This is a genomic window from Bifidobacterium catenulatum subsp. kashiwanohense JCM 15439 = DSM 21854 (genome assembly GCF_001042615.1).
GTDB classification, from domain to species: Bacteria; Actinomycetota; Actinomycetes; order Actinomycetales; family Bifidobacteriaceae; genus Bifidobacterium; species Bifidobacterium catenulatum.
In genome coordinates this window covers 1,295,790-1,321,013 of sequence record NZ_AP012327.1, presented here as the reverse complement: position 1 = coordinate 1,321,013, position 25,224 = coordinate 1,295,790, and the positions used below count along the sequence as shown (strand labels likewise).

The 25,224-nt window shown below is 55.7% G+C and carries 22 protein-coding genes and 1 tRNA gene; 20 read left to right on the top strand and 3 right to left on the bottom strand.

Annotated features, from left to right (window positions below; all coding sequences use genetic code 11):
- The first annotated feature begins 189 nt into the window (after positions 1-189).
- Positions 190-762, top strand: a complete 573-nt coding sequence (locus tag BBKW_RS05790; protein WP_033501117.1) for a haloacid dehalogenase-like hydrolase — start codon at positions 190-192, stop codon at positions 760-762.
- A 199-nt stretch (positions 763-961) separates the two neighbouring features.
- Here the strand turns inward: BBKW_RS05790 and BBKW_RS05785 are convergent, their stop codons facing one another.
- Both BBKW_RS05785 and thrC read right to left on the bottom strand, forming a co-directional pair.
- Complete coding sequence (locus tag BBKW_RS05785) at positions 962-2,293, bottom strand: MFS transporter (RefSeq protein ID WP_231858450.1); 1,332 nt, start codon at positions 2,291-2,293, stop codon at positions 962-964.
- A 109-nt stretch (positions 2,294-2,402) separates the two neighbouring features.
- Complete coding sequence (thrC, locus tag BBKW_RS05780; protein WP_033501053.1) at positions 2,403-3,887, bottom strand: threonine synthase; 1,485 nt, start codon at positions 3,885-3,887, stop codon at positions 2,403-2,405.
- A gap of 260 nt (positions 3,888-4,147) precedes the next feature.
- Between thrC and glyA the strand changes: the two genes are divergently transcribed.
- The 5 genes from glyA (at position 4,148) to BBKW_RS05755 (ending at position 9,365) form a co-directional block, all read left to right on the top strand.
- A complete protein-coding gene (gene glyA, locus BBKW_RS05775) occupies positions 4,148-5,455 on the top strand; it encodes a serine hydroxymethyltransferase (protein WP_033501054.1) in 1,308 nt (435 codons plus the stop codon).
- Positions 5,456-5,608: 153 nt separating this feature from the next.
- A complete protein-coding gene (locus BBKW_RS05770; protein ID WP_033501055.1) occupies positions 5,609-6,922 on the top strand; it encodes a glutamate-5-semialdehyde dehydrogenase in 1,314 nt (437 codons plus the stop codon).
- A gap of 35 nt (positions 6,923-6,957) precedes the next feature.
- On the top strand, positions 6,958-7,509 hold the full coding sequence (locus tag BBKW_RS05765) for a hypothetical protein (protein ID WP_033501119.1): 552 nt from the start codon (positions 6,958-6,960) through the stop codon (positions 7,507-7,509).
- A gap of 14 nt (positions 7,510-7,523) precedes the next feature.
- Positions 7,524-8,252 carry a nicotinate-nucleotide adenylyltransferase gene (gene nadD, locus BBKW_RS05760; RefSeq protein ID WP_162198775.1) on the top strand — a complete coding sequence of 243 codons (729 nt, stop codon included), beginning with the start codon at positions 7,524-7,526 and terminating at the stop codon, positions 8,250-8,252.
- 90 nt (positions 8,253-8,342) lie between these two features.
- Entirely contained in the window at positions 8,343-9,365 is a 1,023-nt protein-coding gene (locus BBKW_RS05755; RefSeq protein ID WP_033501057.1) for a ribose-phosphate diphosphokinase, read from the top strand.
- A 177-nt stretch (positions 9,366-9,542) separates the two neighbouring features.
- Here BBKW_RS05755 and BBKW_RS05750 read toward each other — a convergent pair.
- A tRNA-Gln gene (locus tag BBKW_RS05750) sits at positions 9,543-9,613 on the bottom strand.
- A gap of 524 nt (positions 9,614-10,137) precedes the next feature.
- On the opposite strand from BBKW_RS05750, the gene BBKW_RS05745 reads away from it, so the two are divergent.
- The 14 genes from BBKW_RS05745 (at position 10,138) to trpA (ending at position 25,161) form a co-directional block, all read left to right on the top strand.
- Entirely contained in the window at positions 10,138-10,767 is a 630-nt protein-coding gene (locus tag BBKW_RS05745; RefSeq protein ID WP_228428947.1) for a hypothetical protein, read from the top strand.
- Positions 10,768-10,871: 104 nt separating this feature from the next.
- On the top strand, positions 10,872-12,920 hold the full coding sequence (locus BBKW_RS05740; protein WP_033501058.1) for an AMP-dependent synthetase/ligase: 2,049 nt from the start codon (positions 10,872-10,874) through the stop codon (positions 12,918-12,920).
- Positions 12,921-12,922: 2 nt separating this feature from the next.
- Complete coding sequence (locus tag BBKW_RS05735) at positions 12,923-13,408, top strand: peptide deformylase (RefSeq protein WP_033501059.1); 486 nt, start codon at positions 12,923-12,925, stop codon at positions 13,406-13,408.
- Positions 13,409-13,672: 264 nt separating this feature from the next.
- The gene (gene rpsB / locus BBKW_RS05730) at positions 13,673-14,497 is read left to right on the top strand and encodes a 30S ribosomal protein S2 (RefSeq protein WP_033501060.1); all 825 of its coding nucleotides are present in this window, start codon (positions 13,673-13,675) and stop codon (positions 14,495-14,497) included.
- A 75-nt stretch (positions 14,498-14,572) separates the two neighbouring features.
- Positions 14,573-15,424 carry a translation elongation factor Ts gene (tsf, locus tag BBKW_RS05725; protein WP_033501061.1) on the top strand — a complete coding sequence of 284 codons (852 nt, stop codon included), beginning with the start codon at positions 14,573-14,575 and terminating at the stop codon, positions 15,422-15,424.
- Between the two features lie 182 nt (positions 15,425-15,606).
- Complete coding sequence (gene pyrH / locus BBKW_RS05720; RefSeq protein ID WP_033501062.1) at positions 15,607-16,356, top strand: UMP kinase; 750 nt, start codon at positions 15,607-15,609, stop codon at positions 16,354-16,356.
- A 53-nt stretch (positions 16,357-16,409) separates the two neighbouring features.
- Positions 16,410-16,964 (top strand): ribosome recycling factor, encoded by a 555-nt coding sequence (gene frr, locus BBKW_RS05715; protein WP_003834720.1) that lies wholly within the window; start codon positions 16,410-16,412, stop codon positions 16,962-16,964.
- A gap of 50 nt (positions 16,965-17,014) precedes the next feature.
- On the top strand, positions 17,015-18,001 hold the full coding sequence (locus tag BBKW_RS05710; RefSeq protein ID WP_033501063.1) for a phosphatidate cytidylyltransferase: 987 nt from the start codon (positions 17,015-17,017) through the stop codon (positions 17,999-18,001).
- A 40-nt stretch (positions 18,002-18,041) separates the two neighbouring features.
- Positions 18,042-19,202 carry a dual-specificity RNA methyltransferase RlmN gene (gene rlmN, locus BBKW_RS05705; RefSeq protein WP_033501121.1) on the top strand — a complete coding sequence of 387 codons (1,161 nt, stop codon included), beginning with the start codon at positions 18,042-18,044 and terminating at the stop codon, positions 19,200-19,202.
- A 117-nt stretch (positions 19,203-19,319) separates the two neighbouring features.
- Entirely contained in the window at positions 19,320-20,090 is a 771-nt protein-coding gene (gene hisF / locus BBKW_RS05700) for an imidazole glycerol phosphate synthase subunit HisF (protein WP_003809320.1), read from the top strand.
- 67 nt (positions 20,091-20,157) lie between these two features.
- The gene (gene hisI / locus BBKW_RS05695) at positions 20,158-20,565 is read left to right on the top strand and encodes a phosphoribosyl-AMP cyclohydrolase (RefSeq protein WP_003834725.1); all 408 of its coding nucleotides are present in this window, start codon (positions 20,158-20,160) and stop codon (positions 20,563-20,565) included.
- Positions 20,562-22,118, top strand: a complete 1,557-nt coding sequence (trpE, locus tag BBKW_RS05690) for an anthranilate synthase component I (RefSeq protein ID WP_033501064.1) — start codon at positions 20,562-20,564, stop codon at positions 22,116-22,118. The genes hisI and trpE overlap by 4 nt, the downstream gene beginning before the upstream one ends.
- A 49-nt stretch (positions 22,119-22,167) precedes the next feature.
- Positions 22,168-24,261 (top strand): bifunctional indole-3-glycerol phosphate synthase/tryptophan synthase subunit beta, encoded by a 2,094-nt coding sequence (locus tag BBKW_RS05685; RefSeq protein ID WP_033501065.1) that lies wholly within the window; start codon positions 22,168-22,170, stop codon positions 24,259-24,261.
- A gap of 18 nt (positions 24,262-24,279) precedes the next feature.
- Complete coding sequence (gene trpA, locus BBKW_RS05680; protein WP_033501066.1) at positions 24,280-25,161, top strand: tryptophan synthase subunit alpha; 882 nt, start codon at positions 24,280-24,282, stop codon at positions 25,159-25,161.
- Positions 25,162-25,224 lie beyond the last annotated feature (63 nt).

Sequence of the window (25,224 nt, the reverse complement as noted above, 5' to 3'; positions counted from 1 at the left end):
TGTGTTGTTGTGGTGGTTCCTCCTTCCAAACGTGACATGAACCGAATGTGCATTGAGATGTGCAATTTGTGCACATTGCGGTCGCCGGCCGTTCACCTTGGTGTAAGAAGGAATCAGCCTTCGGACTTTAGCATGAGGTGCAATGGCGCGTATTGGATACGTGCATACGAGGAAGTGAGAGCTGCTTACATGCGTGTGTTCGACTTCGATGGAACCATCTATGACGGGGAAAGCCTGTTCGATCTGTACCTGTTTTCGGCCAAATACAATCTGAAGGTATTGCGGTACATCGCCCCGGTACTGCGCTATGCCATCAAATACAAACTCGGACGGGCCACGTTCGACCAAATGGAATACGGCGTGGGCAAACTATGCCACGGATATTTGAGCGAACTGGCCGAATCGGTGGAATTCGAAGAACTCGTCAACGCTTTCTGGGATCAGAACATGAAACGTATCAAACCCTGGTATGAGCCGTGCGAAGACGATGTGATCCTCACCGCCTCGTTCGATATCACGGTAGGGGAGGCCTGCCGCAGGCTTGGCGTGCAGCATCTGGTCTCATCCACCATCGATGGCAGCACATTGAACGTAAACTACCTCAACTTCAACACCAACAAGCCCAAACGATTCCGCGAACTCTACGGCGACAACGCACGCGTGGACGAATTCTACACGGACAGCCGTTTCGACCAACCCATGATCGACATGGCCCGCCATGCCTACATGGTCAAAGGCAACAAAATCCACCAAGTCAAATAGACGGAAAGGCTGGAACGGAATACGGCGGCAAGGGCCGATCTTGACATCTCCCCTTCGGCATGGACGCCTTGCACGAGCCAGGATGGGCGTCGGTCGGTCATATTGCCGTATATGGAAAATACGACCGACCGCAAAAACAGTTAGAACGACACGCGCTTGGAATGGTTTACGGCAGAAACCTCGCACACGATGCCAACAACTACCGCGAAACACGCTTCACACACAACAAATAAATCAACCAAGCAACAGGCATCGCTAACATAAACACCGGATAAAACCACACAGCAGGCAAATGCCCATACACCAAACCACCCACAAACGGACCAACCGACATACCCAAATCAATACCCGCATAATATGTACTATTCGCAATACCACTGCGCTCGCGGCCGGCGATTACCACGGCCTGCGCCTGCGTGACTGAACTCATCAGACCGTAGCCGATGGCAGTGAAGATCGCGGCCAACAACAGCATCCAATCGTTGAACAGGAACGTCATACACGCGAGCATCGCCAGCATGCCCAACGAGCAGACCGTCAGCCAGAAACGGAAGCCCTTGCTGTCGAACAGGTCGCGCAAGCCCAGTCGCAACACCAATAACGCGACCGCGTAAAACATGAAAAACAGGTCGGACGATACCGGCAGATGACGAGACTGAACATAACTCACGATGAAGGACTGATTTGCGAAATACGCTATCGCAAACATCATGAACGTCAACGACAACGGCACCACGCGTGGTTCTAAAATCGAACGGATCGAAAAAAGATGCTTTTTGGTTGCGCCAGCAGAACCGTCAATGTCTACGGCAGCGGAGGGATTCTCCGTTGTGGAAGTCTGCTTTTTGCGTACCGGCTGTCCGCCATTCTTCACCATCAACGTGGCGATCAGCATAATCGCCGCCAATATCAGCGAACTCAAAAACGTTAGCCGATAGCCGATGTGCTTTTGCGCGCGAATACCCAATGCTGGGCCGACCGCCATGGCCAGCGCGTTCATCGTGCCGTATAAGCCCATGCCGGCACCCATATGGCGGATTGGCAGCAGCAGCGACATCCATGTGGCCAGGCAGACCGAGCAGCATGCGAAACCGACGCCGTTGATCACACGTGCCATGATGAGCATGGTGGGGGAGTTCGCGAAATAGTACAGCAGTCCCGCCGCGAAATACAGCACAGTACCGATCGCCACGAGCGTACGTTTGCTGGTTTTGTCGGAAAGGTTGCCTGCGATCGGGCGGCAGAACAGTGAGGTGAAACTCATTGACCCGGCCACCACACCCATCAGCATGCCGGACGCGCCCAATGATTCCGCATATCCGGCAACGATCGGATTGGCGAGCATGTTGCTCGACATGAAGCAGAAGGTCGCGAGCATGACCAACGCCATATCACGTGTGATGAGACGATCATGTTTGCGTTGCGGCTGCTTCGACTGCCTTGATTGTTTCGCCGATTGCGTTTGCTGTGTCGTTTCGGATGCGGAAATCGTCGGCTTGTTGGATGCCTCGGGTGCTGTTGGTACTGTCATGCTGGTTCGCCTCCGAGCATGCAACTGTAGCAGCCCTGACGAAAAACGACCGCCCACGTATTGCGGACGGCCGGCGGTAACGAGTTAACGGTTCGAAGACACGCTTCGTTTACAGGGTTTTGGCGGCCTGCTCGACAAAACCTTCCATACCGTCGATGTCAACGACATGGTCGAAACGCACGTCGGCGGTCTCCAAACCGCGCAACGCGGCCGGAGCGGTAGTGCCGGTCGCCTCGGCAAGCACGTCCATGCATTCGAAATCCGTGCCGGAAGCATCCAAACCCAAGGACTCGTTGACCACGCGCGGGAACTTGTACGGGCTGGCGGTGCTCAGTAGCACGCGCGGCGTCAGCGGATCGCGAGGCATCTGCTGCATCACGTAATAGCCGCACGCAGTGTGCGGGTCGATCACGTAATGGTTCTTGTTCCAACAATCCGCGATCATCTCACGCACCTGATCCTCATCGGCCCAGCCAGTGCCGAATAGGGAACGGATCTTGGCCAGCATTGGTTCGGGAACCTCATAGGCGCCCCATTGGTTCAGATCGTTCATCAGCATGGCAATCAGACGAGTGTCCTTGTCGGACATGTAATACAGCATGCGCTCCAGGTTCGAGGAAATGAGAATATCCATCGACGGGGAAATCGTCTGATAGAACGGGCGCTGACGGTTATACGTGCCGGAAGTCAGGAAATCGAACAGCACATTGTTCTTATCGGACGCAACAACCAGATGCTTGACCGGCAGGCCCAACAACTTCGCATAATATCCGGCAAGAATATCACCGAAATTACCGGTCGGTACCACGAACTCGACCTCATCGCCAACATTGATGACCTGCTGTTCGAGCAACTGCGCGTAAGCGGAGAAATAGTAGACGACCTGTGGCACTAGACGCCCCACATTAATCGAATTTGCGGAAGACAGTACCACATGTGAGTCGGACGCCAAGCGGTCGGCAAGCTCGCGGTTACCGAAAATTCGCTTGACTGCGGACTGCGCGTCATCGAAATTGCCCTTGACTGCGCACACATTCACATTCGAACCGGCCTGCGTGCTCATCTGCAGTTCCTGCACCTGGCTGACCTTGCCTTCCGGATAGAACACGGTGATGCCCGTGCCTTCGGCATTCGCGAAACCAGCGAGCGCCGCCTTGCCGGTGTCTCCGGAAGTGGCGGTCACGATCATGATTTTCTCGTTGTCGTCACCGGTCGGGGTGGTGCGTGCCATGAAACGCGGCAGGATCTGCAATGCGACGTCCTTGAATGCGGAGGTCGGGCCGTTGAATAGTTCCATCACGTAGTCATCGCCGAGAGGTTTGACCGGGGTGATCTTTTCGTTGGACCATTGCACGCCGTATGCCTCGTTGATGCATGCTTTGAGTTCGGTTTCGGTGAAGTCGGGCAGCAACACGCTCAGCACGTCGAATGCGATCTGTTGATAGGACTTGCCTGCGAGGGATGCGATGTCCACGTGGGTTTCGCCCAGTGAGTCGGTTACGAACAGGCCTCCATCGTCGGCGATGCCTTTGCGAATGGCCTGCTTGGAGGTGAGCGAATCGGTGGTACTGCGGGTGCTGTGGAACGTGGTCACTGGATTTCCTTAGCAATAGAACGGACAATAACGTCAAACAGTATTGAGTGTAGCGTTACGGGCGGGAAGAAACATGCTTGGCGTCCGTGGAATGGGACGACATGCGATTTGCAAATCGGCGATTGTTTCCTTCCTTGTTTCGTGATTGCTTTCATGTTTCGAAACGCCCTATTCCCCTATACGATTTATGCACGTACACTTCATCGTTAAGCCCGCATGCTCGTACGGGCAACGTTTTATTCCAAGCCAAGGAGAGCTCAATGACCGCATCGCCCCTCGCGCAAACCCCGAACGACATATTCAACGCACCCATTGCCGAAGCGGACCCCGAAATCGCCGAAGTGCTTAACGCCGAACTGTACCGACAGCAAAACGGCTTGGAAATGATCGCCTCTGAAAACTTCGTGCCGCGTGCAGTGCTTCAGGCACAAGGCTCCGTGCTGACCAACAAGTATGCCGAAGGCTATCCGGGACGCCGCTACTACGGCGGCTGCGAGCAGGTCGATAAGATCGAAACCATCGCCCGCGAACGCGCCAAGAGCCTGTTTGGTGCCGAATACGTCAACGTGCAGCCCCACTCCGGCGCACAGGCCAACGCAGCCGTCTACCAGGCACTCGTCAAGCCGGGCGACACCGTGCTCGGCCTCGCGCTCGACCATGGCGGACACCTGACCCACGGTATGAAGATCAACTTCTCTGGACGCTTCTACCATGCCGAAGCCTACGGAGTCAACCCCGAAACCTTCCGCATTGACCCTGAAATCATCCGCCAGCGCGCGCTCGAAACCCACCCTGCCATGATCATTGGCGGCTGGAGCGCCTACCCGCGTATCGAAGACTTCAAGGCCATGAAGGAGATCGCCGACGAAGTCGGAGCCAAGTTCTGGGTTGACATGGCACACTTCGCGGGCCTCGTCGCTGCAGGACTGCATCCGAGTCCGGTCCCATACGCCGATGTCGTGTCTTCCACTGCCCACAAGACACTCGGCGGCCCACGCTCCGGCTTCATCCTCGCCAAGCAGGATTATGCCAAGAAACTCAACTCCGCAGTCTTCCCGGGCCAGCAGGGTGGCCCGCTCATGCACGTCATCGCAGGTAAGGCCGTCGCATTCAAGGTTGCTGCCTCCCCGGAATTCAAAGACCGCATGCAGCGTACCCTCGACGGTGCCAAGATCCTCGCCGAACGCCTCATGGCCGACGATGTCAAGAACAACGGCATCAGCGTCCTCACCGGTGGTACCGACGTCCACCTCGTTATGGTCGATTTGCGCAACAGCGAAATGGACGGCCAGCAGGGCGAAGACCTCCTTGCACAATGCGGCATCACCATCAACCGCAACACCGTTCCGTTCGACCCGCGCCCGGCAAGCGTGGCCTCTGGCCTGCGCATCGGCACCAGCGCACTCGCCACCCGCGGCTTCGGCAACAAGGAATACGAAGAGGTCGCCGACATCATCGGCACTGCACTCGCAGCTGGCAAGGACGCTGACGTAGCAGTCCTCAAGGCTCGCGTCGACAAGCTCGCCGAAGGCTTCCCACTGTATCCGGGCCTCGACCAGATTCACTGATTCCATGTCGAATAACGGTTGATTGAGAACGGTTCCGGATATGAATCTCTGAGGCCACGTGACATGTGAAATCGCGCCCTGATTCCGACGCTACGACGAAATAATGGTCGAAGCTGCGGAACAAGGCGCGTTTTCGCGCTAATCTAGGGAACTATGACGAACCTACAAGCCCAAGCCAACGCCATGGAAACCGACGTGCTCAACGAAGTGTGCGCCAAAGCCGACGCTGCACGAATCGCGCAAGCGCAACTCGCCCAAACCAACACGCAACGTAAAAACGAGCTTCTTAATGTCATCGCGGACGCACTCGACGCTCGTGCCGGAGAAATCGCCGCAGCCAACGCCATCGATATGCAGGAAGCTGCTGAACATGGTATGGACGCAGGCAAGCTTGACCGACTCAAATTCGACGTGTCCCGCGTCAACGCAGCCGCACAAGGCGTACGCCACGTAGCTACCCTGCCGGATCCGATCGGCGAAATCGTACGCGGATACCATCTCGACAACGGTCTACGACTCGAACAGGCCCGCGTGCCCATCGGAGTGCTTGGCATGATCTACGAAGCACGCCCCAACGTCACCGTCGACGTCGCATCGCTCTGCATCAAATCCGGTAATGCGGTGCTTCTCAGAGGCGGACACGCGGCCGAACGTACCAACGCAGCCACACTCGGCATCATCGCCGACGTGCTACGCGAATACGGATACGACCCTGCGCTCATCGCATCCGTCGACGAATACGGACGCCAGGGCGCCACCGCCATGATGCAAGCCCAAGGTCACATCGACCTACTCATTCCGCGAGGGGGAGCGGGTCTTATTCAAGCCGTCGTGCAAAACTCCAAAGTGCCGGTCATCGAAACCGGAGCTGGCAACGTACATATCTACGTCGACCAAACCGGCGACCAAAACAAGGCCATTCCCATCATCCTCAATGCCAAAACGCAACGTGTCGGCGTCTGCAACGCCACCGAAAAACTCCTCGTGCATCAGGACATTGCCGAAACGTTCCTTCCGCAGGCCGCAGCCGCACTCGCCGCCGCCAATGTTGAAATGCATGCCGACGAGCGAGCTTACGCAATCATCGATAAAGCCGGTATCGACGGAGTGGAACTGATGCATGCCACTGATGAAGACTGGGATACCGAGTATCTGGCATTGAAAATCGGCATCAAAGTGGTCGACTCACTCAACGAAGCCATCGAACACATCAACCGTCATTCCACCGGACATACGGAATCCATCATCGCCGAAGACTATTCGGCCATCGAGGAATTCACTTCACGCATCGACTCGGCGGTGGTGATGGTCAACGCATCCACACGCTTCACCGACGGGGGAGTGTTCGGTTTCGGCGCGGAACTTGGTATCTCAACGCAGAAAATGCATGCACGCGGCCCCATGGGACTACGCGAAATGACCACGACCAAGTGGATCGGTTACGGAACGGGGCAGGTGCGAGCATGAGCGAACAAAACGGTATCAACGAAAACGACAGTCAGATGGAGGGAACAATGACCGACGTCAAGAATCCATGGAATGCGGATCTCAATGATCCATATCTGGGATTGAAGCTCGCCTCCGAACGATTAAGCATTGTACGATACGTGTTCCTTGTGCAAATCGAGGACGGCATCGCCTCGGCGGCACAGCGCGCGTCACTCGAATATGCCGATGCGGTGTTGATTGGCTGGCCGGAAACCGGCGCCGACGACGTGGTGGAACTCAGCGAGGAGAAACTCAGGAACGTCGACGAGCAGATGCGTCTTATGGAACAGTACATCGCCAAATTCAGCGCCATGGAACGCAAACAGGATATCGACGGCATGACTGATACGCTGATTCGTGTCACCGAACGTGTGGCCGAGGTGCGGCGTGCTTACCAGCCGGACTTCCCGTTGCCGACCTTCGCTGAAATCAGGCGTGTTGTGCAGGACGAGTGGGACGAGGATATGGGCAAGATCGATCCTGACAACGCTTCGCCCACGGCTGACAGCATTGGACGTGAAACCGCGGATGCCGATCAGGAACAAAAAAACGAGGATGCCTCATGACTGGCCCGAAACGCATGCGGCCCGAATTCGCTGAAGCCGATTCCGAACTTGCCATCAGCTATGTGGTGGAACCGGAACGGCGCATGTCCGGCCTGTCCGTGGAATCAGCAGGTTCCGCGGTGGCCACGGGCCGACGTTCAGCGCGCGGCAACTGGCATAGCAGACCTCGCATCGGCATCATGGGCGGTACGTTCGACCCCATCCACAACGGCCACTTGGTGGCGGCATCAGAAGTGTCATGGGTGTATGACCTTGACGAAGTGATCTTCGTGCCGACAGGACGCCCCGTGTTCAAACTCGACAAGAACGTCACCAACGCGGAAGACCGCTATCTCATGACGGTCATCGCCACCGCATCCAATCCGAAATTCACTGTATCACGCGTGGACATCGACCGTCCGGGAGTCACCTACACCATCGACACGTTGCGAGACATCCGTGCGCAACATCCCGACGCGGAACTCTTCTTCATCACCGGAGCCGACGCGGTCGCGGAAATCATGCAATGGAAAGACGCCGACAAAATGTGGGATTTGGCCCACTTCGTGGCCGTGACCCGCCCTGGGTACTCATCGCCAGAAGGGGTGAAACTGCCGGAAGGCAAGGTCGATACGTTGGAAATACCGGCGCTGGCGATTTCTTCGACTGATGTACGTCGACGTGCGGAACACGGGGAACCTGTTTGGTATCTCGTACCGGACGGCGTGGTGCAATATATTGGCAAACACGGACTGTACCGGTAAATTTCAGGTGAACACGCGCGGATGAGACGGTCTGCGCGGATGGTTAATATGGGTCACGTCCACTTGACGCGAAAACAGACGTTTGGAGACATGGTGAGCGCAATCCTTGAAGGAAAGCCGGATAAAAACCTTATCCTTGTCACAGGCAGAACACATCCGAAACTGGCGGCGGAAGTCGCCGAACAACTCGGCATCGACGTTCTGGAAACCACAGCATACGACTTCGCCAACGGCGAGATGTACGTGCGCTACACCGAATCCGTGCGTGGCGCGGACGTGTTCGTACTGCAAAGTCACGCAGCTCCGATCAATCAGTCGATCATGGAGCAGCTCATCATGATTGATGCGCTCAAGCGTGCCTCCGCACGTTCCATCACGGCGGTCTGCCCACTGCTGGGCTATTCCCGCCAAGACAAGAAGCATCGCGGCCGCGAGCCTATTTCATGCCGCCTGATGTTCGACCTGCTTAAGACTGCGGGCGCTGACCGTATTATGAGCGTCGACCTGCATGCGGCACAGTCCCAGGGCTTCTTCGACGGTCCGGTCGACCATCTCATCGCTATGCCGGTGCTTGTTGACTACATTCGTGATCGTTTCGCCAACCAACTTGACAACGTCGCCGTCGTGTCTCCGGATGCAGGTCGCATTCGGGTTGCGGAACAGTGGGCGCAGCGTCTTGGCGGCGGCCCGCTTGCATTCGTGCACAAGACGCGCGACATCACCCGTCCGAATCAGGCGGTCGCCAACCGAGTCGTGGGTGACGTCGAAGGCAAGGACTGCGTGCTTGTCGATGATCTGATCGATACCGCTGGAACCATCGCAGGCGCCTGCAGCGTGCTCAAGAACGCCGGCGCCAAGTCGGTGACCGTTGTCGCCACGCATGGCGTGCTGTCTGGTCCAGCTGTCGAACGTTTGAAGAATAGTGGCGTCCGAGAGGTCGTGCTTACCGACACCGTGCCGATTCCTGAGGAGAAGCGTTGGGACGGTTTGACCGTGCTATCGATCGCGCCGCTTCTGGCCAGCGCCATCCGCGCTGTGTTCGAAGACGGCTCCGTGGCCGAACTGTTTGACACCTACCCGGAACACCACGGCCAGGGCTTCCTGTTCGCCTGACATAGGTGCGTATAGGCGCATTTGCGAGGTGCCCGCTCCATATGGGGAGGGCACCTCGCAAATTTTGTGTATTGCGAATATGTTTCCCGGAGTGCCGCTGAGCTTTCTGCTACTGCGTTTTCGGATAGGATAAAAGCTCCTGCAGACTGATTCTGCAGGAGCTTTTATCCTAGCAAGCTCCCCCACCTGGACTCGAACCAAGACAAAGGGTTCCAAAGACCCGTGTGCTGCCATTACACCATGGGGGAACGGCAGAAACATATGTCTTCTGCCAAGTGTTCATTATGCCATATTCTTCGGACGCCGCATACCACGGGGTGTCGCGTGGCATCGTTACGAACTTCTTGGAGAATCCCGATGCGGGATGGCTCTGCTGCGAACGGTATAGAGACAATTTTTAAAAAGTTTTTTGCCGAGAACTGTCATTATATAGCGTGAAAATATCATAATACGAACGCATGCAAACAAAAGCGATCAATATCTTTCAGGAAAAATCTAAGGTGTCCATTTTTACTAAGATTTTTTGAGATGAATTAGGGTGTGACGCTGGAGTATGTTATTTAATTGCAATTCCAACAAAAATCCGCCCTACTATTCAGTATACAAAGGGTGAGTAAATGCATATTTAGGGTGTTTTGTAATAGTTCGGGGTTTTGAGTTATCCACATATCCACAAAAGGCAAATGTTAACTTGACGGGGGCAATCTTTCATGCCTTAATGGTTCCTACACCCCTCTCAACGATGAGTCGGGCAAAGAAGAAAGGTACCATTATGGATGGTTCATTTGAAACTGAAGTTCCGCCGCCGGCGTTTGACGGGACGGGTTCGGCTATTCCGTCTTCTGGACTGGATGTGCTGTTCAATAAGAAAGGTGAGGATGATCCTGAAGAGCTTCCCACGGAGGAAGAGCTGACTGAATGGAAGAAACTGGTTTTTCCTTCCAGCCGAAAGCTTCCCACTTATGATGGGTTTCTAGATTCAGACCTTTTCGGTAGGAAAATTCCATTTCACTTTGTTCAGATTATGCCCGGGCCATGCGATGCTGAGTTTGCCTACTCCATGAGCATGTTTTCTGCGCGGCTACTTTGCAACATTGTTGATATTTTCCGCGGAAGGCAGAAGCTGTCGCTCGTGGAGAAGGTGTTGAGTGAAGACTACATGCGAAAGCTGAAGATCGCCTCCGCCCAGATCGTAAGCCGGATGAAGAAGGATGCAAAAGTGTACGCCCAGCTCGGATTGCTTCCGATTACCGTCTATACCGTCGAAAGCTGGATGATCTCACCGACATGTTTCGAAAGCACCGTGCTGATGGGCATCGGAAGCCGGAGGCTATGCGGCAATATGAAGTGCGTGCTCAAGGGATCCGCTTGGAAGTGCGTGACTGCTGATTTCGGCATGTGATGAAAAACGGCTAACTATTCAAAACCCTTGGAATTGGCTAAATTCAGCCGTTTCCAAGGGTTTTTCAGCGTGCCTTAAGTGTACTGCAACTACTATAGGGATTCATGTTGAGAGAATTTATACCAGAACCTGCGTATAGCACCACGGATGAGGACACCGTTTTCGCATTGCTCTCCAGACGCGCTGAACGTGATCCCGAGGATCTCATCGCCCAATGGCAGGACGATGAGACTCGTCGTTGGCATGACGTCACGGCTGGGGAGATGCTCGAACGTGTGCGTGCGGTCGCGAAAGGACTTCTTGGTCTGGGGGTCAAGACCGGCAATATGGTGGTTATCTATTCGCCTACCTGCTACGAATGGGGAGTCGTTGATTTTGCCTGCGCCGCGATTGGAGCGGTAAGCGTGCCTGTATACGAGACCGATTCTGCCAAGCAGGCCGAGTCAATTGTCGAAGAAGTGAATCCGGTTATCGCTTTCGCTGGTGATTCCGCGCACACGCAAACGCTTGAGCAGATCCGCGAAGGGCACAGCAGCTTACGTTATGTTTTCAATTTCAAGGCGGATGGTCTCGATGCTGTTGCCGATTTCGGAGAGGGCGTCAGCGAGGACGCGCTTGATCAGGTGATCGCCAGAGTCAAGGCCGATGACATGCTCACCATTGTGTATACGTCCGGCTCCACAGGCAAGCCCAAAGGCGCCATGCTATCTCACCGGAACTTCACGCATATCGTGTTGAACGGCTACATCATTCTCGACGAAATGCTGTATCAGCCGAATCGTCTGATGCTGTTCCTGCCGTTGGCACACTGTTTCGCCCGTTACATCCAATACGTTGCGATTGGTGGGCAAGGAGTGGTCGGCTATCTTCCGGGAGCCAAGCATCTGCTCGCCGATTTGCGTAGCTTCAAACCGACCTATCTGCTGGGAGTTCCCCGCGTGTTCGAAAAGGTGTACAACGCGGCTTCGCAGAAGGCTGGAGCTGGCATTCGGGGAAGGGTGTTTGCTAAAGCATTTGATCATTTTGTGCAATGGTCAAAGGACGAGCAGGAAACCGGACATCATTCCATCGCGGCTCGCGCCGAACATTCGTTCTTCATGTCTGTCGTGGGTAAATCCATCCGCTCCGCTTTGGGGCCGAGCATGAGGTACCTAGCCTGCGGAGGAGCCCCCCTAAACGTCGATCTCGCCCATTTCTTCAACGGTATGGATGATATTACCTTCATCCAAGGCTACGGTATGACGGAAACTGCCGCGCCGATGATCGTCAACTGGCAGAATGCCAACCGAGTCGGTTCGGTAGGCAAGCCTGGTCCCGGTATGGGTGTGCGGACCGACGATGATGGGGAACTGCAGGTGATGGGTCCTAATGTGTTCCTTGGCTATTACAAGAAACCAGAGTTGACGGCCGACGTCAAGATGGCTGATGGCTGGTTGAAGACCGGCGATTTGGGAACCATCGACGATGATGGCTTTGTGTATATCACGGGACGCAAGAAAGACATCATCATCACTGCTGGTGGCAAGAACGTCAGCCCTGCGCCCATGGAAGACATCATCAACACCTGCCCGATAGTGTCGCATGGTGTGGTGGTCGGCGACGGCAAACCATTCATCGGGGCCCTGATCGAGCTTGATCAGGAGATGGTCCGTTCCTGGCTTGCGCAGCAGGGACTTGACAGCAACATGTCCATGGGGCAGATCGTAAGGAACGATGCCGTGCGAGCATTTATCCAGCAGTATGTTGAAAAGGCGAACGCGAACGTTTCCCGCGCGGAATCCGTACGCAAGTTCGAAATCCTCGAAGAGGAGTTCAGCCAAGAGAACGGCACGCTGACGGCGAGTCTGAAGGTCGTCAGGCCGAAAGTGCTCAAACGGTATGAGAACATCATCGACAACGTGTTGTATGCTCCAAAACCATCCAACAGGCCATTGCCGAAGACGGTGCAGATCCTTGATCGCACTACGGAAACGGTCAAGCAGGCATCCGAATCCATGCGGCAGGCATCCGAATCCGTAAGCCCGAAGGTTCGGCAGGCATTTGATACCATGCAGGATAAAATCAAGAAGCAGTCCGAAGAAAATGACGGCGAGTCGTCGATGCCTGTGGGCTCATCGGAAACTGAGGAAACAACTATGATTGAGGAGAGATAGTTTTGGCAATACGTGAGATTCGAGTCGTACCTGATCCGGTGCTGCGCACTCCCTGCGACCCCATCAAGGAGATTACGCCGGCTGTGCGTCACCTGGTGCAGGATCTGCTTGATACCGTTGACGATCCGGGACGTGCCGGTCTGTCGGCCAACCAGATTGGCGTGGGCTTGAGAGCGTTCTCCTACAACATCAACGGCAAGATCGGATACGTGCTCAACCCTGTCCTTGAAGAAACCAGCGGCGAACAGTACGGGGATGAGGGGTGCCTGTCCGTGCCTGGATTGTGGTACAAGACTCGTCGTGCCGATTATGCTCGTGTGCGTGGCATCGATTTGGACGGCAAGACGGTCGTGCTGGAAGGACATGGCATTATGGGCCGCATGCTGCAGCATGAAACCGACCATCTGGATGGCCATGTCTATCTCGATCGTCTGGAGAAAGAAGAACGTCGTGAGGCGATGCGCTACATGCGCAATCACCGCAAGTAATTGCTGCCGTTTCGTTTAATATGACGATTTGGGGGTCACGTCTTTGCAGAAAGACGTGACCCCGTGGTATTTTATGCCTTGTGTGCCATCCGGTAAGGAACTGTGTCGTGAAAGTCCCAAACCACCCAATATTGTCAACCGGCATACAACCAATTCGCGTCATGTTCGCGACGACCTGTGTCGGTCGGCCGATGCCGTAAGGCTTTGGCTGCACGCAGGAACGCATGACCAGGCAAGAACCGACAAGAAAGAGGTAGTAATACCATGGCTCAGATCAATATGAGCGACATGCTGAAGGCAGGCCTGCACTTCGGCCACCAGACCCGTCGTTGGAACCCGAAGATGAAGCAGTTCATCCTCACCCAGCGCAACGGCATCCACATCATCAACCTGTTTAAGTCGCTCGACATGATCGATAAGGCCTATGACTTCATCAAGGCTACCGTCGCTCATAACGGCACCGTGCTGTTCGTCGGCACCAAGAAGCAGGCTCAGGAAGCCGTTTCCAATCAGGCTACCCGTGTTAACATGCCGTATGTCTCCGAGCGTTGGCTCGGCGGTATGCTGACCAATTTCCAGACCGTGTCCAAGCGCGTCTCCCGTCTCAAGGAACTCGAAGAGATGGACTTCACCGACGTTCGCGGCTCCGGCCTGACCAAGAAGGAACTGCTCCTTCTCGAGCGCGAGAAGGACAAGCTGGCCAAGCAGCTGGGCGGTATCCGCAACATGAACCGTACTCCGTCCGCCATGTTCGTGGTTGACGTCAACAAGGAAGCCCTGGCCGTCGAGGAAGCTCACAAGCTGGGTATTCCGGTTGTCGCCATCGTCGACACCAATGCTGATCCGGAGTCTGTCGAGTACCCGATCGCAGCCAACGATGACGCCATCCGTGGCATTGAACTGCTGACCAGCCTCATGGCTGACGCAGTGGCCGAGGGTCTGCTGGAGCGTTCCGGCAAGGCAGCCAAGGCTGAAGGCGAAGCCGAGCAGCCGATGGCCGCTTGGGAGAAGGAGCTCCTCACTGAGGGCGCTCCGGCCGCCGACGCACCGGCTGAGGCCGAAGCTGAAGGCGCAGCCAAGGCTGAGTGAAAATATCCACTGTGATGGGAGGTGTTGTGTCTCCCATCATATAGGGCATCATTATTTTCCAGAGGAGACAAATCAATGGCAGCAATCACTGCAGCTCTGATCAAGCAGGTGCGCGAGGAAACCGGCGCCGGCATGATGGATGTTAAGAAGGCTCTGACCGAGGCTGAGGGTGACGTGGCTCGCGCCAAGGAGATCATCCGTGCCAAGGGCATTCAGGCCGCTGGTAAGCGTGAAGGCCGTAAGGCTCAGGAAGGCACCATCGCCTCCAAGGTCGTGGAGTCCGCCAATGGTCAGACCGGTTACGCCGTCGAACTGAATTCTGAGACCGATTTCGTGGCCAAGACCCCGAAGTTCGTGGAATTCGCTGACAGCGTTCTCGAGGATGCCGTCAAGGCCGAAGCTGCTTCCGTGGACGAAGTGCTGGCAGCCGTTTCCGGCGAAGCCACCGTGAAAGAAGCCGTCGAAGAGGCGGCCGCTCTGTTCGGTGAGCACGTCAAGGTCGGTCAGTTCGCTAAGGTCGAAGGCCCGCACGTCGAGATCTACGCCCACAAGAAGTCCGCTGAAATGCCGCCGAGCATCGTGGCCATGATCGCCACTGATGAGGCTGGTGCCGCTGTGGCTCACGAAGCCGCTTTGCAGATTTCCGCAATGGGTGCCCAGTGGCTGACCCGCGAGGATGTTCCGGCTGATGTGGTCGAGTCCGAGCGTCGTGTGGCTACTGAGAAGTCCCTGGCTGAAGGCAAGCCGGAGAAGATCGTTCCGAAGATCGTTGAAGGTCGTCTCAACGCCTTCTACAAGGAGAACGTCCTGCTCGAGCAGTCCTACGTTAAGGATCCGTCCAAGACCGTCGGCGACTTGTTCAAGGAAGTCGGTGGCGCAGCCGTGGCCTTCGCTCGTGTCGAGGTCGGCAAGGGCGAAGCCGAGTGAATTGGCTTTGTAAGTGAGTCCATGCGTTAGACGCACGGCGATTCTATAAAGGTGTCCATCACCCATAAGGTGATGGACACCTTTGTTTTTGCAAGACTGTGTCGTTACGCTGCGGTGTCTGTGTTTGCCGATACTCTTGAGAGCGGTAAATTTCGTGAGTTCTCGGGCAAGAAAGGCTTTTCATGACTGGCGAAAACACTGGTGATAATCCACGCAGGGTACTGCTCAAACTATCCGGAGAGGCGTTTGGTGGCGGCAAGGTCGGTATTGACACGTCTGTTATCCGCCGTATCGCGGAAGAGATTGTTCCTGCGGTGCAGCAGGGCGTTCAGGTTGCCATTGTTGTCGGTGGCGGCAACTTCTTCCGTGGCGCGGAACTTCAGCAGGCTGGTATCGATCGCTCCCGCGGCGACTATATGGGCATGCTGGGAACTGTGATGAATTGTCTCGCGTTGCAGGATTTCCTAGAACAGGAAGGACAGGCTACACGTGTGCAGACCGCCATCACTATGGGGCAGGTGGCCGAGCCGTACATTCCACTCAAGGCCATTCGTCATCTGGAGAAGGGCCGCGTCGTAATTTTTGGCGCCGGCGCCGGCATGCCGTATTTCTCCACCGACACGGTGTCCATCCAACGTTCCTTGGAAATTCATTGCGATGAGGTACTGATGGGCAAGAATGGCGTGGACGGCGTCTATACCGCTGATCCTCGCAAAGACGAGAATGCCAAGCGTTTCTCCACGTTGAGCTATAACCGTGCGCTTGTTGACAATCTCGCCGTCATGGATGCTTCCGCGCTTTCCATGGCTCGCGATAACAAGCAGCGTATCCGCGTTTTTGGACTTGAAGGCGCCGGTAATGTGACTCGCGCTCTTCTCGGTAAGGAAATCGGAACCATGGTTTCTACTGCGGAATCCACACTCGCTGAATAACGACATTCAACGTCGAATATCGATCAAACAAACCAACAACAAGGAGTAAACAAATGGCAACTATTGTCGAACAGGCCAAGGCGCAGATGGCCAAGTCCGTGGAATCCACCAAGGAGAACTTCTCCGGCATTCGAACCGGTCGTGCCAATCCGGCGTTGCTCAACGGCATCACCGTCGACTACTATGGCGCTCCGACCCCACTGAAGGCCGTCGCCACCATCGGCGTGCCGGAACCGCGAACCCTGTCCGTCACCCCGTTTGACGCATCCCAGGCCAACGCCGTCGAGAAGGCGCTGCGCGATTCCGATCTGGGCGCAAGCCCGCGTCGTGACGGCAATGTCATTCGCCTGACCATGCCGGAACTGACCGAAGAGCGCCGCAAGGAATACGTCAAGCTTGCCAAGGGCAAGGCGGAAGACGGCAAGGTCGCTGTGCGTAATATTCGTCGCAAGGCCAAGGAATCCCTTGACAAGGCCATCAAGGATGGCGAAATGGGCGAGGACGATGGCGATCGTCTGCTCAAGGAGCTCGACAAGGTCACCAAGCAGACCACTGACGAGCTCGACACCCTGCTTGAAGCCAAGCAGAAGGAGATTATGGAGGTCTGAGACTTCCACTCCTGAAAAAGAATCGACGCACAGCTAGACAGGGGAGCATGATGGAACATCAGGAACAGCACGAAAAGGAAGCCGAAGAGGCCATCAACGCCATCAACAAGAAGACGGGCCGTAACATGCCTCAGGCCATCGCCACGGGAGCGGTCCTCGTCATCCTCATTTTGGCATGCCTGCTGATCAGCATCGACTTGTTCGTCTATCTGGTCGTGCTTTTCATGGTGCTTGCCCTGTGGGAGCTGCGCGTCGATTTCGCCACTGTGGGATTGCATATTCCTGTGGCGGTGCTGTGGGTGTGTTCGGCGGCGACGCTGTTGTCTACCTATTACAGCGAACGTCATATCGTCGCCATGACGGTATGCGTACTGGCGTCTCTGGTGGTTGTCGCGATCGCAGCCAGCGCCAAGGTGACGTTTGGCAGCCGCATCTCACTGGCGGTTGCCGACAAACTTTCCCATACCGATGCCGGAGCGAGACTCGAATCGTCGTTCAACCATGAGCGGGGAGAGGGAAGCCATAGCCGTTTGAGCCATGTTGCGGTTTCCATGTTCACCGTGTTGTATATTCCTCTTCTGGCATCTTGCATCATCATGCCACTGACATTCAATGAGCATCCCGTTGCTCACGCTATCATGATGGTGTTCATGCCCGCATTGAGCGATACTGGCGGCCTGTTCGCTGGAGCATGGCTGGGCAAGCACAAGCTGAGCCCGCGTATTTCGCCGAAGAAATCGTGGGAAGGACTCGCCGGGTCCATCCTGTTCTCCATGGTTGGTTCCTTCGTAGTGATGTTCTGCACATACGAGCCAGCCGTGTGGGCTTCTCGTTGGTGGGTTCCCGTCGTGGCAGGTTTCATGATCGGCATTGCCGGAACGTTTGGTGACTTGTGTGCATCCATGCTGAAGCGAGATATCGGTATCAAGGATATGGGCCATCTGCTCAAGGGACATGGCGGCGTGATGGATCGAGTGGATTCCATTCTGCTGTGCGCACCATTCGTGTGCGTGCTGTTGTGGGCGACTGGAATGTAGGAAAGGTCAAGGAAAAGCGATGAGCGACTCTGTGAATTTCATGAAGGACCTGCCAGAGACCGGCATCACCCCAGGAGGCACCACTGGTGCTTTCCGAGACGTGTTATCCAAAGATCATGCGCGTCGAGGCAAACCGCCGCTGCATTTTGCGGATATGACCGAGGAAAAGCGCATCACTAAAGCCAAGGATCTTGGACTTCCGAAATTCAGGGTCAAGCAGCTTGCCAACCATTATTATGGGCATTTCGATGTCAACGCGGAGGAATTCTCCGACTTCCCAGCAACGAAACGAGTTGAGTCCGCGGAGATGTTTTTCCCGACGCTCATCACCGAAGTGACTCGTCAAGTGGCTGATGAGGGCACCACAATCAAAACGTTGTGGCGATTGTTCGACGGTTCGCTTATTGAGTCCGTGCTCATGCGCTATCCCACACGCACCACGTTGTGCATCTCCAGTCAGGTCGGTTGCGGCATGGGATGCCCGTTCTGTGCTACAGGCCAGCTGGGTCTTACTCGAAACATGTCGGCAGGTGAGATTGTGGAACAGGTTCGTGTGGCCGCGAAAGCCATGCGTGACGGAGAAGTTGCGGGTGGTCCCGGACGCCTAAGCAACATTGTATTCATGGGCATGGGAGAGCCCATGGGCAACTACAAGTCGGTATTGAGCGCTGTTCGTCAGATCAGTGCCATGCCGCCCGAGGGCTTCGGTATTTCGGCACGTAACATTACCGTCTCCACGGTCGGCGTGGTGCCTGGTATTAAAAAACTTATGGCTGAGGGCATTCCGGTGCGTCTGGCCGTGTCTCTGCATGCCCCGAGCGATGAACTGCGAGATGAGCTTGTTCCAATGAACAAACGTTTCAACACCACGCAGGTGCTTGATGCCGCGCACGACTACTATCTGGCTTCGAAACGCCGCGTGAGCATCGAGTATGCTCTGATGCGTGGCATCAATGATCAGGCCGAACATGCCAAGTTGCTCGCTAAGCGCCTGAACCATTATGGCGATAACTGGGCTCACGTCAACCCGATTCCGCTTAATCCTATTGAAGGGTCAAGATGGACCGCTTCGAAGCCTGAGGATGAACAACAGTTTCTAGACATCCTTCATAAGGCTGGCATCACCGCTACGTTGAGAGATACGCGCGGGCAGGACATAGATGGCGCATGCGGTCAGCTTGCGGCCAAAGAACGCGATTAGTTGTCAAGGAAAGAAGCTGATTTTGTCCGCTACCCGGACTTCTGACAAACATGCGTAACGTAAAACGGCTACTCTTGCATTCGTTGCACGACACCATGCGCGAAGGAGTAAAACAGCATGTCACTGGCAGTCCGAGTCATTCCATGTCTTGATGTTGATGCGGGAAGAGTAGTCAAAGGCGTGCATTTCGAAAATCTTCGCGATGCCGGCGATCCGGTCGAGCTTGCTGCGGAATACTACCGCCAAGGCGCAGACGAGCTGACCTTCCTCGATGTGACCGCATCAAGTTCACATCGACAGACCATGGTCGATGTGGTAAGTCGAACCGCCGAACAGATTTTCATTCCTCTGACTGTCGGTGGAGGCGTGCGTACTCCTGAAGATGTTGATTCACTGCTGCGTTGCGGAGCCGACAAGGTAGGCGTCAATACTGCTGCCATCAACGATCCGACACTGATCAGCCGTGTCGCGGAACGTTTCGGCAATCAGGTGCTCGTATTGTCCGTTGACGCGCGTCGTGAGCAGGGGGAGCGCCATACCCAGTCTGGTTTCGAAGTCACTACCATGGGAGGGCGTAAGTCCACGGGCATTGATGCCATTTGGTGGGTCAAGCGTGCCCAGGAGCTGGGCGCGGGAGAGATTCTGCTGAATTCCATGGATGCAGACGGCACCCAGCAGGGTTTCGACCTTGAAATGATCAAAGCTGTGCGTAAGGAAGTGAAGATTCCGATCATTGCTTCCGGCGGTGCTGGAAAGGCTTCTGATTTTCCTCCGGCAATCGAAGCCGGTGCGGATGCCGTGCTTGCCGCGTCAATCTTCCACTACGGCAAAGTTACGATTGGTGAAGTCAAGGACGCGATCAAAGCCGCCGGCTACACCGTACGTTGAAAGCCGGAAATAGCAAAAGCAAGCGGAAAATTAATCAATAATCGAAGAAACGAATCATACCATCACCATGACCAACGAAGCATACGACAACAGCACTACTCTCGATCCACGAATTGCAGAACGTCTCAAGCGTGACGACAAAGGACTGGTGGCAGCTGTCATCCAGCAGTTTGACACCAAAGAAGTGCTGATGGTCGGATATATGAACGATGAAGCCGTACGCCGCACCTTGACAACCGGCCGCGTTACTTTCTGGTCGAGGTCCAGGCAGGAGTACTGGCGTAAGGGAGATACTTCCGGACATGCCCAATATGTGAAGTCTTTCGCGCTGGATTGCGATGGGGATGCCATTCTTATTGAAGTTGACCAAGTAGGAGCGGCTTGCCATACCGGCAAACGATCCTGCTTTGAGGAAGGCGGGCAGTTGCCCGTGGTCGTGGGATATCGCACCAAGGAACAGGAGGGCCAGCGATGAGCGAACGCAGCGTACAAGCACTCAAGTGGGGCGCCACCTGGCCGAGACGTGAACAGTTCCACGAGTTGGCGGACCAAGGATATCGCGTCATTCCGATTGTACGTCGCCTTCTTGCCGACTCCTTGACGCCAGTCGGCTTCTATGAGCGACTTGCTGCTGGACGTTCTGGCACGTTTATTCTCGAATCCGCGGAATTCGGCGGTACGTGGAGCAGATACAGTTTCATTGGCGTGAATTCCATGGCTCAGTTGCGTTCCAACAACGGTAAGGCCGATTGGTTGGGGCAGGTTCCTGCTGGCGTGCCTGCTGAAGGCGATGCAATGGAAGTCGCGCATGCCGCGCTGAAAACCTTGAAGGCGCCGCATGTTGAAGGACTTCCGAATCTGACCAGCGGTCTGGTTGGTACCGTTGGCTGGGATGCGATTCGCCACTGGGAGCCGACCCTGCGTGCCGAGGCTCCGAACGAGACCGGGCAGCCTGAAATGGTGTTGGCCCTAGCCACAGATATTGCCGTGGTCGACCATGTGTCCGGATCGGTGTGGTTGATCGCCAACGCGGTGAATGTGGACGACCGCCCGACCCGTGCCGACGCCGCATATGATGAGGCTGTGTCGCGATTGGACGATATGCAGCGAAAGGTTGCCACGCCTGTCGAAGGTGAAGCTCGCGTCAACGTGCTGGATGAGACCGTTAGCCAGCCGGAACTTCGCTTCCGCACGGAGAAAAGCGATTACGAGCGCTCTATCGAAATCGCCAAGCAGCATATTATCGACGGTGACGTGTTCCAGGTGGTTATTTCCCAGCGTCTCGACATTGATTCGCCTGCCGATCCGTTTGACGTCTACCGTGTGTTGCGTACGTTGAACCCCAGTCCTTACATGTATTTCATGTCGCTGACTGACGCGCAGGGACGTGATTTCAATGTCATCGGTTCCAGCCCGGAAACACTGATCAAAGTGGATAACGGTCATGCCATGACCTTCCCGATCGCGGGTTCCAGACCACGTGGCGCCACCGTTGAGGAAGACGAGCAGCTCGCCAAGGATCTGCTGTCTGATCCGAAGGAACGCAGCGAACACATCATGCTCGTCGATCTGTCGCGTAACGATCTGAGTCGTGTATGCCTTCCGGAAAGCGTGGAGGTTGTTTCCTTGATGGATATCAAGCGATTCAGCCACATCATGCATATCTGCTCCACCGTCACCGGCAGGGTCAACCCCGACATGACATCATTCGACGTGTTCACTTCTGCATTTCCTGCGGGAACGCTTTCTGGAGCGCCGAAACCGCGTGCCATCGAGATCATCGACGAGCTTGAGCCCGCAGATCGTGGCATTTACGGCGGTACTGTCGGTTATTTCGATTTTTCGGGCAACCTCGATATGGCAATTGCCATTCGAACTGCATTCATCCGCGACCATGAAGCGAGCGTGCAGGCCGGAGCTGGAATCGTACTTGATTCCGTGCCGGCCAGTGAGTGGCAGGAGACTCGCAATAAGGCCGAAGCCAGCGTTGAGGCTGTTCAGATCGCCTCGCAGCTTCGCCAATTGTGAGTCAAACCAAACAAGCTAACTAATCGAGTCAATTGCTGAAAGGAACACTATGTCTGTACTCGATGAGCTGGTTACAGGAGCAGTTGAAGATCAACAATCACGCGAACAGAAAATCCCTCTTGATGAAGTAAAGCGTCAGGCGTTTGCCGCGCCAGCGCCTATTGATGCGCGGCAATGGCTGAAAAAGACCGACGGCATTCCGGTCATCGCGGAAATCAAAAGAGCCTCGCCATCGAAAGGCCTCCTGAGCGATATTCCTGATCCAGCCGCTTTGGCCAGAGAATACGAGAAGGGCGGAGCCAGCGCGATTTCCGTGCTTACCGAGGGACGTCGCTTTTTGGGATCGCTAGATGATTTCGATAAAGTTCGTGCAGCTGTGAAAATCCCGGTATTGCGTAAGGATTTCATCGTCACGGAATATCAGATTTGGGAAGCGCGTGCGCACGGTGCCGATCTGGTGCTATTGATCGTCGCCGCGTTGGACGACGGCAAGCTCAAGTCCTTGCTTGAGCTTGCACATAGTCTCAATATGACGGTGCTGGTCGAAACGCATACCCGTGAGGAAATCCAGCGTGCCATTGATGCGGGAGCGCGAGTCATCGGCATCAACGCGCGGAATCTCAAGGACCTCAAGGTCGATGTGAACAAATACAACGAGCTGGCCGCTGATTTGCCGAACGATGTGATCCGTGTAGCGGAATCCGGAGTGTTCGGCTCGGTTGAGCTGGAGGATTATGCCCGCGCCGGAGCCGACGCGGTGCTGGTTGGCGAAGGTGTCGCAACCGCAACCAACCATGAACAGGCTGTGGAGCGACTAGTAAAGGCAGGAGCAAGAGTGAAAGCATCCGAACAAACCCCATTGGCAAGCCATGAAGGACCATATTTCGGCCAATTCGGCGGACGCTATGTGCCGGAAGCGTTGATCACGGCGCTTGACGAGCTTGAACGCGTCTATGAGGAAGCCAAGGCCGATCCGGAGTTCCATAGGGAGCTGGCACGACTGAACCAGCAGTATGTCGGACGTCCATCACCGTTGACTGACGCTCCGCGTTTCGCCGAGCGTCTCAAAGAAAAAACCGGTCTCGACGCGCGTGTGTTCCTCAAGCGTGAGGATCTCAACCATACCGGCGCGCACAAGATCAACAATGCGCTTGGGCAGGCTCTGCTGGTCAAGCGCATGGGGAAGACCCGTGTCATCGCTGAAACCGGCGCGGGACAGCATGGCGTGGCCACCGCTACGGTGTGCGCCATGCTCGGCCTGAAATGCCGCATCTACATGGGTCAGATCGATGCGCGTCGTCAGGCGCTTAATGTCGCTCGCATGCGCATGCTCGGTGCCGAGGTGGTGGAAGTCACTTTGGGAGATCGCATTCTCAAGGACGCCATCAATGAGGCTTTGCGAGACTGGGTCACCAACGTCAAAGACACGCACTACCTGCTTGGCACGGTCGCAGGTCCACATCCGTTCCCGGCAATGGTGCGCGACTTCCAGAAGATCATCGGTGAGGAAGCCAAGCAGCAGCTTCAGGATTGGTACGGCATCGACCATCCGGATGCGGTTTGCGCATGCGTCGGCGGCGGTTCCAACGCCATCGGCATCATGAACGCTTTCCTTGATGACGAACGCGTGAATCTGTACGGCTACGAGGCGGGCGGCAATGGCCCCGAATCCGGGCGTCATGCCATTCGTTTCGCTCCGGGAACCGGCGAACTGGGCATGTTCCAAGGTGCCAAGAGCTATCTTCTCGAGAATTCCGAAGGCCAGACCCTCGACACGTATTCCATCTCCGCCGGTTTGGATTACGCATCCGTCGGCCCGGAACACGCATGGCTCAAAGAAATCGGACGCGTCAACTATTCCTGGGCAACCGATGAGGAAGCGATGAGCGCTTTCAAGGATCTTTGCGAAACCGAAGGCATCATTCCGGCGATTGAAAGCTCTCATGCAGTTGCTGGCGCATACAAGGCAGCTGAGGATCTCAAGGCCAAGGGATACGAGCACCCAGTCATGATCATCAACATTTCCGGTCGTGGAGATAAGGACATGAACACCGCTGGCAAATGGTTCGGTTATTTGACCGATGAACAGGCCAAGGCGCTCGAAGCCAACGGCGCCCAAGGCAACAACGCGGACAGCAAGTGAAAGAAGGAGCATCCCATTATGACGCACGCAACAGTAACCACGCTGTCCGGACAGCCGCTCGGCATCAGCCACAAGTCGAGTCCGTCGGAAGCCATGTTCGATGAGTTCGAAGCCGCGAACAAGCCCGCATTCATCGGCTATCTGCCATATGGATTCCCGAACCCGGACTATTCGCTGAAGGCATTCCGCACCATGGTCGAGCATGGCGTCGATGCCGTTGAAATCGGCCTGCCGTATTCCGATCCGGTCATGGATGGTTCCGTCATCCAGGCCGCTTCACAGATCGCCATCGACAATGGAGAGAAAATCGCGGACGTGTTCAGGGCCGTTGAGACCGTGGCCAATGCCGGGGGAGTTCCGTTGGTGATGAGCTACTGGAATCTCATCTACCATTATGGCGTCGAACGTTTCGCGCGTGATTTCGAGAACGCCGGTGGCGCTGGCCTGATTACCCCCGACCTCATTCCGGATGAGGCTGGCGAATGGATCGAAGCTTCAGACCGTCACGGACTTGACCGAATCTTCCTCGTGTCGCCGGATTCCACAGACAGTCGTTTGAAGGTCGTTTCCGACAATGCTCGCGGTTTCGTCTATGCAGCCGCCCGTATGGGCGTCACCGGTGAACGTTCCACCATTGACGCTTCGCCTGAGGAGTTGGTGGCACGCACGCGCAATGCCGGTGCGAAGAACGTCTGCGTCGGCATTGGCGTCTCCACCGCCGAACAAGGTGCGCGAGTCGGCTCCTATGCCGACGGTGTCATCGTCGGATCCGCGTTGGTGCATACCATGCTCGACGAATCCGGAAAGAACGCCGTCGACGAGGCCACCGGGCTCAAGGCATTGGCGGTCAAGGCCGAAGAACTTGCGGACGGCATTCACAACGCACGCTCCGCGAAGTAAACCATTCCAACGATTTCGGTAGTCCACGCAACGCCATATCGGATGCGTGGACTACCATCAGGA